Source organism: Thiobaca trueperi, from assembly GCF_004342175.1.
Taxonomy (GTDB): domain Bacteria; phylum Pseudomonadota; class Gammaproteobacteria; order Chromatiales; family Chromatiaceae; genus Thiobaca; species Thiobaca trueperi.
On the sequence record NZ_SMAO01000008.1, the window covers coordinates 113,559 to 126,554 of the forward strand.

Annotated in this window: 12 protein-coding genes; 5 read left to right on the top strand and 7 right to left on the bottom strand. The window is 62.6% G+C overall.

Annotated elements, in window-relative coordinates:
• Positions 1-68: 68 nt before the first annotated feature.
• Both EDC35_RS14705 and rlmKL read left to right on the top strand, forming a co-directional pair.
• Positions 69-485 (top strand): YajD family HNH nuclease, encoded by a 417-nt coding sequence (locus EDC35_RS14705; RefSeq protein ID WP_132978013.1) that lies wholly within the window; start codon positions 69-71, stop codon positions 483-485.
• Between the two features lie 109 nt (positions 486-594).
• The gene (rlmKL, locus tag EDC35_RS14710) at positions 595-2,757 is read left to right on the top strand and encodes a bifunctional 23S rRNA (guanine(2069)-N(7))-methyltransferase RlmK/23S rRNA (guanine(2445)-N(2))-methyltransferase RlmL (protein WP_132978014.1); all 2,163 of its coding nucleotides are present in this window, start codon (positions 595-597) and stop codon (positions 2,755-2,757) included.
• A 24-nt stretch (positions 2,758-2,781) separates the two neighbouring features.
• Here rlmKL and EDC35_RS14715 read toward each other — a convergent pair whose 3' ends face one another.
• Together EDC35_RS14715 and EDC35_RS18595 are read right to left on the bottom strand one after the other, a co-directional pair.
• Positions 2,782-3,321, bottom strand: coding sequence for a DUF2058 domain-containing protein (locus EDC35_RS14715; RefSeq protein ID WP_132978015.1), 540 nt, complete (start codon positions 3,319-3,321; stop codon positions 2,782-2,784).
• Positions 3,322-3,607: 286 nt separating this feature from the next.
• Entirely contained in the window at positions 3,608-3,811 is a 204-nt protein-coding gene (locus tag EDC35_RS18595; RefSeq protein WP_165903450.1) for a hypothetical protein, read from the bottom strand.
• 90 nt (positions 3,812-3,901) lie between these two features.
• Between EDC35_RS18595 and soeA the strand changes: the two genes are divergently transcribed.
• The 3 genes from soeA to soeC all read left to right on the top strand — a co-directional run bounded on the left by soeA (position 3,902) and on the right by soeC (position 8,702).
• A complete protein-coding gene (soeA, locus tag EDC35_RS14725) occupies positions 3,902-6,799 on the top strand; it encodes a sulfite dehydrogenase subunit SoeA (protein ID WP_132978016.1) in 2,898 nt (965 codons plus the stop codon).
• Positions 6,800-6,886: 87 nt separating this feature from the next.
• Positions 6,887-7,609: a sulfite dehydrogenase subunit SoeB gene (gene soeB / locus EDC35_RS14730; protein WP_132978017.1), complete on the top strand. Its 723-nt coding sequence runs from the start codon at positions 6,887-6,889 to the stop codon at positions 7,607-7,609.
• Between the two features lie 115 nt (positions 7,610-7,724).
• Positions 7,725-8,702 (top strand): sulfite dehydrogenase subunit SoeC, encoded by a 978-nt coding sequence (gene soeC / locus EDC35_RS14735; protein WP_132978018.1) that lies wholly within the window; start codon positions 7,725-7,727, stop codon positions 8,700-8,702.
• A gap of 24 nt (positions 8,703-8,726) precedes the next feature.
• Here soeC and EDC35_RS14740 read toward each other — a convergent pair whose 3' ends face one another.
• From EDC35_RS14740 to EDC35_RS14760, 5 genes are all read right to left on the bottom strand, one after another.
• On the bottom strand, positions 8,727-9,230 hold the full coding sequence (locus EDC35_RS14740) for a CreA family protein (RefSeq protein WP_132978019.1): 504 nt from the start codon (positions 9,228-9,230) through the stop codon (positions 8,727-8,729).
• A gap of 149 nt (positions 9,231-9,379) precedes the next feature.
• Entirely contained in the window at positions 9,380-10,465 is a 1,086-nt protein-coding gene (locus tag EDC35_RS14745; RefSeq protein ID WP_132978020.1) for a hypothetical protein, read from the bottom strand.
• Between the two features lie 10 nt (positions 10,466-10,475).
• Positions 10,476-11,672 carry a protoporphyrinogen/coproporphyrinogen oxidase gene (locus EDC35_RS14750; protein WP_132978021.1) on the bottom strand — a complete coding sequence of 399 codons (1,197 nt, stop codon included), beginning with the start codon at positions 11,670-11,672 and terminating at the stop codon, positions 10,476-10,478.
• 1 nt (position 11,673) lies between these two features.
• A complete protein-coding gene (locus EDC35_RS14755; RefSeq protein ID WP_132978022.1) occupies positions 11,674-12,228 on the bottom strand; it encodes a hypothetical protein in 555 nt (184 codons plus the stop codon).
• A gap of 82 nt (positions 12,229-12,310) precedes the next feature.
• Positions 12,311-12,886: a Tll0287-like domain-containing protein gene (locus EDC35_RS14760; protein WP_132978023.1), complete on the bottom strand. Its 576-nt coding sequence runs from the start codon at positions 12,884-12,886 to the stop codon at positions 12,311-12,313.
• Positions 12,887-12,996: the final 110 nt, after the last annotated feature.

Genomic DNA, 12,996 nt, shown 5'->3' on the forward strand with positions numbered 1-12,996 from the left:
GTATGAGGTTTCCGGCAAATCTCCTAAGATTGCAGCCTTGGTCCTTATAGCGCCCGGAGTCTTCACACATGACCACAAACCAGGGTCCACGCCACGGCAAGACCGGCAAACCCATCGACAGCGCCAGGCTCGACCGTGTTGTCGCCGACGCGCGCAAGGCGAGCGAAGAGCGCGCCGCCGGCTATCGCGATCAGGCGCTCAAGCTCTATGAATGGGTCTGCGGACGCTGTGCGCGCACCTTCACCCGCGAGAATCTGCGCGAACTCACCGTCCATCACAAGGACATGAACCACGACCACAACCCCCCGGACGGCAGTAACTGGGAGCTGCTGTGCATCTACTGTCACGACAACGAGCACCAGAAATACGAGGAACACCTCGCCTCGCTCGCCGCCGGTCGTGGTGGTGCGAAAAGCGGGAGCGGCAAACAGACGACGCACAATCCTTTCGCCGCTCTTGCGGATCTGCTCAAGAAGGATGATTGAAGAGCCGCCAGCCGCCAAAAATGGTGTTGCACCGCTTTTCAATGTCAAGCTCAACACTGATAGCCGATAGCCGATAGCCGAATACCCCCACCTGGAGTTCCCGATCCGCATGTCCCCGCATCATTTTTTCGCTTCCGCGCCCAAGCATATGGGCAGTCTGCTGGCCGAGGAACTCATCCGGCTCGGCATGCGCGACGCCACCGAGGCGCGCGGCGGCGCGCGTTTCTCGGGCACCCTGGAGGACGGCTATCGGGCCTGTCTCTGGTCGCGAATCGCCAATCGCATCCTCTTTCCGCTGGCCCAGTTCGGTGTCGAGGGACCGGACGATCTCTATGCGGGCGCCGCAGACATCCCCTGGGAAGCGCATCTGACCCCAGATCACACCTTTGCCATCCAGTTCGACGGCAACCTGAAGGGCGTGAACCATCCGCATTTTGCCGTGCTGCGCGTGAAGGACGCCATCGCCGACCGCTTCACGCAGCGTTATGGACAGCGACCGAGCGTTGATCTGGAGCAACCCGATCTGCGGATTCATGTCTACGCCCATCAGGACGGCGTCGGCATCAGTCTCGATCTCTCCGGTGAGTCGCTGCATCTGCGCGGCTACCGGGATTCAGGCTCTGCCGCGCCGCTCAAGGAAAATCTCGCCGCCGCGCTCCTGATGCGTGCCGGCTGGCCCGAGATCGCCGCCGAAGGCGGTGCGCTGCTCGATCCCATGTGCGGCTCGGGCACCCTCGTCATCGAGGGTGCGCTGATGGCCGCAGACATCGCCCCCGGACTGCTGCGTGAGCGTTTCGGCTTCCACGGCTGGTTGCAGCATGACGACGCCATCTGGGCGCGTCTGCTCGGCGAGGCACGGATCCGGCGCGATGCTGGAATCAAGCGGCTTGGTGCACTGCGCGGTTACGATCAGAACCCGAACGCCATCCGCGTCTCGCTGCATCATCTGGAGCGGGCCGGGCTCGCCGGTCTGGCCCACTTCGAGCGCCGCGAGCTGACCGACTGTCAACCGGGCCGCGCCGAGGATGAAGGTCTCGTCATCGTCAATCCACCCTATGGCGAGCGGCTCGGCGCGCCGGACGAACTGCCCGCGCTCTATGCCCATCTGGGCGCGGTGCTCAAGGAGCGCTTCGTCGGCTGGCGCGCCGCGCTCTTCACCGGAACCCCGGATCTGGGCAAGCACATGGGGCTGCGTGCGCTGCGGATGCACACGCTCTACAACGGCCCCATTGAATGCAAGCTCCTGCACTTTCAGGTGGAACCACGCTATTTCGTGTCCAATCAGCCGCGTCCACTCGCGCCCGAGGAACGCAGTCCGGGTGCGGTCATGCTCGCCAACCGGCTGGTCAAAAACCTGAAATCACTGCGCAAATGGCAGCGTGATGAGCAGATCACCTGTCTGCGCGTCTATGACGCCGATCTGCCTGAATACGCGCTGGCAGTGGACATCTATGAAGGCGAACAACGCTGGGTGCAGGTGCAGGAATACGCCGCGCCCGCCACCGTCGATCCCAAACGCGCGCGTCACCGTCTGCGTGAGGCGCTGGGTCTGATCCCGGAGGTGCTGGAGGTGCCCGGCGAGCAGGTCTTTTTCAAGGTCCGCCAGCCCCAGAAGGGGCTGAATCAGTACGAGCGACTGGCTGAAACGCGCCATTTCCATGCCGTCATGGAAAACGGACACCGCTTCCTCGTCAATTTCGAGGACTATCTGGATACCGGGCTCTTTCTCGATCATCGCGACGTGCGCCGTCTGATCGGGCGGCTGTCAGCGGGCAAGCGTTTCCTCAATCTCTTCGGCTATACCGGCACCGCGACCGTTTACGCAGCCAACGCCGGTGCGGCATTCACCACTACGGTCGATATGTCGCGCACCTATCTCGACTGGGCGCAGCGCAATTTCAACCTCAATCACATCGCCGGCAGCGAACATGAGCTGATCCAGGCCGACTGTCTGCGCTGGCTGGATCTCATGGCCGGTCGGCGGCGCTATGACCTGATCTTTCTCGATCCGCCGAGTTTTTCGACCTCCAAGCGCATGTACGGCACGCTCGACATCCAGCGCGACCATGCGAAGCTCATCCGCTCCACCATGCGTCTGCTGGAACCCGATGGCACGCTCATCTTCTCCAACAACCTGCGGCGCTTCCGCATCGATCTGGAGGCGCTGTCCGGACTGGATGTCACCGACATCAGCGCCGAGACCCTGCCGCGCGATTTTGCCCGCAATCCACGCATCCACAATTGCTGGCAGATCCGCAACCCGGCTGTCTGATCCCGGCGGCGGAGAGGGGAGGGACTACCACATGAGATCGTCCGGCACCTGATAATCGGCATAGGGGTCATCGGCCTCCGGCTGGTCGGTCGGCTGGTTGTGAACCAGCACCAGACTGGCGTCGCGGGCGCGTACCCGCTCGGCGATCTCGGCTGGAATCACTTCGTAGAATGCATCCTGGCGCACCAGCGCCAGACTGCCGTTGACCAGCCCGGCGTGCTGCGCTTTGTTGATATAGATACGCTTGAGCGCGGTCCCGTCAGTAAAGTTGAAGGCCAGGTCACCGCCATCGCGGACCACCCGGTGACTGTGGATGAGCTGACGGATCTCATTCTCGGCGGCGCGCAGAGCGGCCTCTTCCTGACGCTGACGATTCAGCTCGCGATCACGCGCCGCCTTTTCAGCACGGGCGCGTTCAGCGGCGGCGCGGGTTTCGTTGTCAGCCTGCGGGCCACGCTTGCCGGTCTGTTTGACCTGCTTGCGCTGCGACGTGCGTGTCTGATTGAGTTTGTGCGCGTCGACGAGGCCGGCCTTGAGCAGTTGTTCCTGGAGCGAATTGCCCACGATGAAAATCTCCGCAATGGGTTCGGGGAAGCATGGAGGGCAATTGCATCACGCCTGTCTCATGATTCAGGGGCATCTGATGCATGCGTTTTGCTTTTTAAGTCAGGGGGTTGAAGATCGGCCTGGTCGGTGGCATGCGTCGCGATCCGATCCGGTGCCTTATGTTGGCTCAGATCTGGCTCAGATTCAACAGTGCGCGGAACCGCGCACTCCGGACCCGCTGATCATCCCGACCCGTCCTGAAGCGCGTTCACACAAATCACGCCCAATCATGCCGGATGCAGTTTTAGATAATGCTAATTTTCTGTAACATGGCGATCTGTTCTCGTGCAGCAGTGCAGATGTTCCGAGACCGTCTCTGATCGTTGTCGTTGTCGTTGTCGTTGTCGTTGTCGTTGTCGTAATCGTTGTCGTAATCGTCGTCGTAATCGTCGTCGGCTTGCGAATCTTCGACAACGACAACGACAACGAACGGCACCAGGATTTCCAAGGTGCTGCACTGGCTTTAACGCCTTGAAACAACCGGCGCACGACGATTGGACTGCGCTCATTTTTGATTCTGATCCGGCGAAGGTGCCCCATGCAGGATCCCACGACTTACTCGGACGGACTGATCGGCCAGGTCGAGGTCAAGGAAACGACCTGTTACATGTGCGCCTGCCGCTGCGGCATCCGGGTCCATCTGCGTGACGGCGAGGTCCGTTACATCGACGGCAACCCGAACCATCCGCTGAACAAGGGCGTGATCTGCGCCAAGGGCAGCTCGGGGATCATGAAGCAGTATTCGCCGGGACGCATCACCCGGCCCTTGCGGCGCAAGGCCGGGGCCGAGCGCGGGGCGAGCGAGTTCGAGGTCATTTCCTGGGAGGAAGCCTTTTCCCTGCTCACCGAGCGGCTGGCCCGGCTGCGCGCCGAGGATCCGAAGCAATTCGCGCTCTTCACCGGGCGCGACCAGATGCAGGCGCTGACCGGCATGTTCGCCAAACAGTTCGGCACCCCGAACTATGCGGCGCATGGCGGTTTCTGTTCGGTCAACATGGCTGCCGGACTCATCTACACCATCGGCGGCTCCTTCTGGGAGTTCGGCGGACCGGATCTGGAGCATGCCAGACTCTTTGTGATGATCGGCACCGCCGAGGACCATCACTCCAATCCGCTCAAGATGGCGATCTCGGAATTCAAGCGGCGCGGCGGGCGTTTCATTTCCATCAATCCCATCCGTACCGGCTACTCGGCGATTGCCGACGAGTGGGTGCCGATCAAACCCGGCAGCGATGGCGCCCTGATCCTCGCCATCACCCACGAGCTCATCCACACAGGGCTGTTCGACCGCGATTTTCTCATTCAGTACAGCAATGCCGCCGAGCTGGTCATCAATGATCCGGCACGCGACGACCACGGACTGCTGTATCGCGCCGAGATGCATGTCGAGGAAGGCTGTTTCGACCCGGATAACCGGCTCTGGTGGGATCGCGAGATCAATGGCCCCATCAGCACCCATACGCCAGGAGCCGAGCCGCGTCTGCTGGGCAGTTACGTCCTGCCCGACGGGACGCCGGTCAAACCGTCCTTCCAGTTGCTCAAGGAGCGTGTCGAGTCATACACGCCCGAATGGGCCGAGCCCATCACCGGCATCCCCGCTGCGACCATCCGCCGGCTGGCGCATGAAATGGGCGTCACGGCGCGCGACCAGAAGATCGAACTGCCGCTCAAATGGACCGACTGCTGGGACGACGAGCATGATTCGATCACCGGCAATCCGGTCGCCTTCCATGCCATGCGTGGTCTGGCGGCCCACTCCAACGGTTTCCAGACCATCCGCGCCCTGGGCATCCTCATGAGTCTGCTCGGCACCATCGACCGCCCCGGCGGGTTCCGGCATCGCGCGCCCTATCCGCGCCCGATTCCGCCCTGTCCCAAGCCGCCGACCGGACCGGAGGCAGTGCAGCCCAACACCCCGCTCGACGGGCTGCCGCTGGGCTGGCCGGCCAAACCGGAGGATCTGTTCGTCGATGCGGCCGGCGAGGCGGTGCGTCTCGACAAGGCGTTTTCCTGGGAGTATCCGCTCTCGGTCCACGGCCTGATGCACAATGTCATCACCAATGCCTGGCGTGGCGATCCCTATCCGATCGACACACTGTTCCTCTTCATGGCGAACATGGCCTGGAACTCGACCATGAACACCGGCGAGGTGCGCCGGATGCTGGTCGATAAGCAGCCCAACGGCGAGTACAAAATTCCCTTTCTGGTGGTCTGCGACACCTTCGCCTCGGAGACGGTTGCTTTCGCCGATCTGGTGTTGCCGGATACGACCTATCTGGAGCGCCACGACGTGCTCTCCATGCTCGACCGCCCGATCTCGGAGTTCGAGGGGCCGGTCGATGCGGTGCGGATCCCGATCCTGCCGCCCAAGGGCGACTGCAAGCCCTTCCAGGAGATGCTGATCGAGCTGGGATCACGGCTCAAATTGCCCGCCTTCGTCAACGCGGACGGCAGCCGCAAATATCGCGACTATCCGGATTTCATCGTCAATTACGAGACCTCGCCCGGCTCCGGCATCGGCTTTCTGGCCGGCTGGCGCGGCGAAGACGGCGACAAGTCGCTCAAGGGCGAGCCCAACCCGAACCAATGGGAACGCTATGCCGAACACGGCTGTGTCTTCCAGCACGAGCTGCCGCATAACTATCAGTACATGCGCAACTGGAACAAGGGCTATCTGCACTGGGCGCGGGCGCATGGTCTGATTCGCTATGCCGAGCCGATCATCCTGCATCTTTATTCCGAGGTGCTGCAAAAATTCCGGCTGGCCGCGCAGGGCAAACGACCGGGCCGTCAACCACCCGAGCGACTGCGCGAACGGGTCGAGACCTTTTTCGACCCCTTGCCGTTTTACTACGAGCCGCTGGAGTCGCAACTGACCGACACCGCGCGCTACCCACTCAACGCCCTGACCCAGCGTCCGATGGCCATGTACCACAGTTGGGACAGCCAGAATGCCTGGCTCAGACAGATCCACAGTCACAATTATCTTTATCTCAGCCCGCGTGTCGGCGCAGAGCAGGGCTTTGGCGACGGCGACTGGGTCTGGGTCGAGTCAGTGCATGGCCGGGTGCGCTGCATGTGTCGTTTCTCCGAGGCGGTGGAGCCGGGCACGGTCTGGACCTGGAACGCCATCGGCAAGGCCGCCGGTGCCTGGGGACTCAGCGCCGATGCGGACGAGTCGCGCAAGGGCTTTCTGCTGAACCATCTCATCCATGAGGAACTGCCCGCGCACGCCGCTGGTGAGCATCTGTCCAACTCAGACCCGGTGACCGGTCAGGCCGCCTGGTTCGATGTGCGGGTGCGCGTCTACAAGGCCGATCCCCATGAGCCCGCCATGACCTCACCTCAGTTCACGCCCATGCCGCGACTGCCGGGACAGGAGAAGCAGCGCGGCAAATGGCAGGCATACGTCGCTGGCATCTTTGGCAAGAAATGAAACCTCCATCGACCGGCCTCCTGTCTCCTGTCACCGGCATGCTCGCTCCTGCCGGTAACTGGACCCTGGCGGCTGGAGGCTGACAACATGACTCAACTCGCACTCGTCATCGATCTGAATGTCTGCGTCGGCTGTCATGCCTGCGTGACCTCCTGCAAGGAGTGGAATACCTCCGGCTGGGCCGGTCCGCTGGTGGACCGGAACCCCTATGGCGCGGCACCGACCGGCACCTTCTTCAACCGGGTCCAGACCTTCGAGGTCGGCACCTTCCCCAATACCGAGACGGTACATTTCCCCAAGAGCTGTCTGCACTGCGAGGATCCGCCCTGCGTGCCCGTCTGTCCCACCGGCGCCTCCTACAAGCGCCCGGACAATGGCGTGGTGCTGGTCGATTACGACAGGTGCATCGGCTGTAAATACTGCTCCTGGGCCTGTCCCTATGGCGCGCGCGAGCTGGATGAACAGCAGCGGGTGATGAAGAAATGCACACTCTGCATCGACCGCATCACCGACCTGAATCTGTCCGAGCGCGACCGCAAACCGGCCTGTGTCCTCGCCTGTCCGGCCAGCGCCCGGCTGTTTGGCGATGTGCATGATCCGGACTCGGAGGTCTCGGTCGCGATCCGCGAGCGCGGCGGCTATCAACTCATGCCGGAGTGCGGTACCCGGCCGTCGAATCATTATCTGCCGCGTCACCGGACAGTGATGCACATCGACCCCGAAGCACTGACACGGGTCGATAATCCGTTGCGCAAGGAAGATCTCACCGCCTACACCGGCGAAGAGACGCTGGACGATGTGGCCTGGTAGTTTGTAGGTCGGGTTAGCGTAGCGTAACCCGACATCTTCGGCGGCTATTGAACTCCATCCATCCGTCGGGTTACGCCCTGCCGGGCTAACCCGACCTACGAATCGGAACCCAACCATGCATCCCGCCTTTTCAGTCATCTTTCTGACCACCCTGATCGGTGCCGGTCAGGGTCTGTTTCTGGCTATGGTCACCGGTCAGATCTATGCCACGGCAGGTTTTCTGCCGGCTCAGGAAAGCCGGTTCCAGGCCGTCGGCAGTCTGCTTGCACTGCTCCTCCTGGTTGCCGGGCTGGCGGCGTCCTTCTTCCATCTGGGCCGTCCCGAACGCGCCTGGCGCGCGGCAGCCATGTGGCGGACCTCCTGGCTGTCGCGCGAGGTCATCGTTCTGCCCATCGTGATGGTTCTGGTGTTCGCTTATGGTGCGGCACACTGGCTGGGCTGGACCCGGCCGCTGTTTCAGGTCGGTCGGTCCCTGCCGGTGGATGTGACCCTCCTGCTGGCTCTGCTGGGAACCCTGGCAAGCCTGGCGCTCTTTCTCTGCACGGCGATGATCTATGCGGGTGTGCGTTTTCTGCAGGAATGGCAGACGCCATTGACGGTGAGCAATTTCATCCTGCTCGGTGCGGCCTCCGGTTTCATGCTGGCAGCGGCCTATTCGGCCTGGGTCGGCAATCCGCTGGTTACCTTTTTTGGCACCTGGGCGGTCATTCTGACCCTCGCGGGTCTGGCCTCGCGCATGGCGCATCTGTCGCGCAATGCCTTGATCACGCACAGGAGCACGACCCAGACTGCCATTGGCATCCGTCATGCCGTCGTGGCGCAGAAAACCCAGGGCGCGACCGGTGGCAGTTTCAACACCCGTGAGTTTTTTCATGGCCGGAGCATCCAAGCCATTGACCGGGTGCGGATCGTCTTTCTGGTGCTGGTCTTTGCGCTGCCAATCCTCCTGATTGGCCTCGCCTATGTCACCGGCTCATCGAGCCTGCCCATCCTGGCCTTCGCGACCCAGTTTTTCGGTCTGCTGGCTGAACGCTGGTCATTCTTCGCCGAGGCCCGGCATCCACAGAATCTCTATTATCAGTCGGTCGCCTGAGGGTGCCCCGGCTGCCGAGCACGGCTATTTGGCTGCCGCTGGGGTTTGCGCTGGTGCGGGAGTCTGATGCCAGGGCTGAATCGCGACAGCGGTGATGCTGTTCTTCGGCGAGCCTTCGATGATCCGGTCGCTATAGCTCAGATAGACCAGCGCATTGCGCGGGGCATCGTAGAAACGCACCACCTGAAGGCTCTTGAACAGGATTGAGGTGCGCTTTTTGAACACCTCATCACCATTCCGCTTGCCTGAGCGTATATCGTCGGGCAGATCGATGGGGCCAATCTGCACACAGTCGAGTGAGGCGTCCGAGGTATCCTCGGCGACGCCGACCGCGCCCGAGACACCGCCGGTCTTGGCGCGGCTCAGATAACAGACGACACTCGGAATCTGTTCGTCCTGGAAGACTTCGACCACGATCTTGTCGTTCGGCCCCATCCATTTGAACTTGGTGGCGACACTGCCGATCTGTTCGGCGCTTGCGGCGGCGGCAAGACCGCAGCAGGACAGGGCAATCAGCGTTTTACGCATGGTGATACTCCTGTGAGGTGTTAAGGCTTTTTCCAGGAAAGTTTTTACCCGCCTGAAAGACCGTCAATTAGACAGGATTAACAGGATGAACAAGGATTAAAAAGATTAAAAACAATAATTTAAAATCCTGTCCGTCCTGGAAAATCCTGTTAATCCTGTCTATTTGAAGCGAGACTCAGTCGGTTGGACGGCCTTCCGATCCAGCGTCGTGGAACCCAAACCGCTGCGCCGGTCACGGTGAACAGCACCAGCAGCCAGTCGGGCAGTTGCGCCAGAAAACGGGCGATGAGTTGAAAGATGTCGCCCTTGTAGGCGACCTTGGTCGAGCGGGCGGCGTATTTGACGAAGGTGGTTGCGCCGACACGATCAAGTGTCTTGAGCCCGGAGCGACCATAGGTGGCAGCCAGTTTGACCGTCTCCACACCCAGTTCGCCCGCCCGCGCGCCGGTTTTCAGGGCGACGTCGCCGCCAATCCGATAAAGCGTTGCGGTTTCTTTGCCAAAGGTTTTGGCCAGCCGCGCCATGCGCTTGAGCGAGGCGATATCCTCGGTGTGGCTCAGGAGGTTCAGGCCGCCGGGAACCCTGGCGAGGGTGTGGACATCGCCGAGCGGCTGGCTGACCGCATCCAGTTTACCCGTCCGCTTGACGGTCGCGGCGCCATCGATCATCGCCTTGCCCAGCCAGGGCGGAAGCCGGTCGCCCTTTCTGGCGATCTTGAGCGCGATCACCCCACCTTTGATCGGGGTGGCGGCCCCGGCGGTGGCGAGCTGCGCGGCGCTCGCCGCCAGCCCGATGCCGGACAGCGCCACGATCACCTCATCGACCTCTCTGTCCTGGCTCCAGTTGATGCCCTCTCTGCTCAGGTCACGAAGATCGCCGATCACCAGCAGATCGGCCGCAATCCCTGTGGCCTGTCCGATGGTTTCATCGCTGGTGCCCTGGAACAGTCCCTCCCTGACTTTGCGTGCCCGATAGGCGGCGCTGCTGCGTACCCGCTGGATGTCGTCATGCAGTGCGCGGGCGGCGGGATCCTGACTCACATAGTCATATTCCATGAAGAAGCCGAGATACTCAGCCGCTTCGGCATAGTGTCCGGCCTCGACCAAAGCGCGGGTTTCGGGAACCGGATCGAGACGGGCGAGCGCCAGGACACTCAGCTCGGCTTTCTGCCACAGCACGCCCGCCGCGATGGCGGCGAGCAGCAGGAGACCCAGCTTGAGCGGCAGTTTGAACATGTTTGATCATTCACGGGCCAAACAGTCGATCCGATTCGCTGCGGCTGCGGGTGAGCGCGTCCTCGATCGAGACCCCGAGGAACCAGTTGCCGGTAACGCCAAGGCGAGTGCCGGCTAGCGCGGCATCGAGCTGGCGCACCAGGTCCGTATGTCCGTAGCGCAGCGCTGGCAGGCGGTTATGGACCAGCGATTGTGCGGCGATGCGTGACGGGGCAACGCCGAGCACGGCGCAGGCGCGTTCCACCTGTGCGGCGGCATCCAGCACGCCCGGGCGGAAATGGAAGGCAAAGCCACGGTATGACGGATCCGGCAGGAAATCGCGCGAGACGGACGAGTAGAAGGCGTCTTCGATTGCAATCAGTCCCGCCAGCGGCGGCAGATCCAGATCCGTGTTGCGGAACACCAGCACCAGGGTCGCGAATTCGGCCATCCCGATTCCGCCGATCAGGGCGCGCGCGTCAGTGTATTCCGGGGGCAGCAGCGCGGCGGCGGCGTTCGGCGGAACGGCCAGGGTCAGCGCGCCACAGATGATCGGATCTGCGCCTTCGAGCAACACCCGGAAACCCGCCGCGTCTGCTTCGATGGCGGTGATGCGCTGACTGGTCCGCACCTCGATGCCCGGCTGCGCGGCGATGGCGGCGGGGATGGTCGAGAGTCCATCGGCAAAGGTGAAGGCCTTGATGACGTCTTTGCGGCGCGGTTTGCGGCGAAACAGCGCCTCAGCCGGATAATCGTCGGCGGGCTGGCAGATCACGGCCTGGAAGGCGTAACGCAGCAGATCCCGATAGTTGCGACGACCGAGCACGCTTCCATAGTAGTCGGCCACGCTGCGCCCGATCTTGGGTGCGGAAAAGATGCGCGGGATGGAGCGGGCGGCCTCGAACAGATGCAGGGCCGAGGCAACGGAGCGTCGTTTGCCGTCTTTCCACAGCGAATAGCCGACCTTGACCTTGGGCTGCACCTGTGCGGTCAGACCGAGATCATCCAGGATCGACAGCAGATTGCCGTAGCTGTTGAAGCAGGTGTGTCCGCCGGCCTCGGTCCAGAAACCGCCGAGCGTGTCGAAACGCTGGCTGTTGAGACAGCCGCCGATCCGCTCGCTGGATTCGAGCACCAGGGTGGACAGACCCCGGCGGGCGGAAAAATGGGCGGCGCCAAGTCCGCTGATGCCGGCGCCAATCACGATGTGGTCGAAATCTGTGGTCATGTCAGTCGGAACTGTCCTGGGGGTTGGGGCGGTCGAGATCGACCAGCGAGAGATGGCTCAGATCCCCGACGGGGCTGGTGGCCACAATGGGTTCGCAATCCTCAAGGGTCCAGTCGGGGCTGGCGACGAGGCTCAGGTAACTGGTATCCAGATCGGGCATCTTAACCGGGGTCGGATCTTCGAGAAAACCGCCCTGAGGCGCAATCGCCAGCCCGGATGACCCAAACGCGGGAGCTGTCGGTGGCGACTCCGGTGCATCCGGGTCGCTCGCGGTCGGTGTGGGCGAAGGGGCTGAATGACTCGCGCCTTGCTGGCTGGCCGCATCGCTCGGGGTGATCCTGAGAATGGCCCCGGCCTGATTGAAAACACGCTCGAATTTGGCGGCGGTCGCGACATCGACCTCACGTTTGATGAACACGGGTTTGCCGGTGAAGAGACGCGCCACGCCCGGCTCATCGAGTTTGAAGATGGCTGCCAGTTGCTGGCGCACGGCCAGCGGCTCGGCGCCGGGCGCGAGCGTGCCATCAAAGCTGAGATCGAAGTGGACATCAGCCATAGGGGATCATCCTCTGCATTCAGGCCGGGGCCGGGTTGTCATGGCGAGGGTTCGCCCTGCGGGCGATTGCCTGGAAATCGACTCAGAGCGGTTTGGACAGGCTGAAGGCGCCGCGAATCTCGCCCAGACTGAAGCCGCGCGCCTGATCGTCCGGATACTGTTCGTCGAGCGCGGCGGTGATCTCGGGCGCAATCGCCGTGCCGTGGCAGGCGAGACAGACCTCGCCGGTCGGAATCGCCTGCATGAAGCGGAAACGCTTGACGCCATTGGTTTCGACCACCGCGCTCTGCACCAGTGTCTGGACCTCGGCCCCGGCCGCCTGGCGTTGCGCGAAATCGTTCAGGACGCGCCGCTCCCAGCCATCGGGGGCATTGAGTTCGGTATTGCGCACCTTGAGACTGGTCCGTTTCACCTCCCAACCCCGGCTGGCGCCCAGCTCGCTGGCGATGGCCGGAGCACGCTCTTTGCACACGCCAATGGCCTTGACCGGACCACCCTCTTTGATCGCGGTGGCGAGTTCGCCCTGTAGCTGGGTGGCGAATTGCTTGACGATGGCTCGAGCCTCGTCGAGATCGGGGCTGGCGGAGGACTCGCTGGCGTGCAGCGAGCCGGAGGCGAGGAGTGCGGAGGCGGCAGTCAGGCATGCGAGTCGCTTCATCGTTTGTACTCCGTGCGATGTGGGTGTGAATCGAGTGTGACAACCTGTGGCGCGGGCGCTTGAAGGGGCGGATGCTTGCTGTCATGATCGGGCGCGCCGCCTGCCAGACG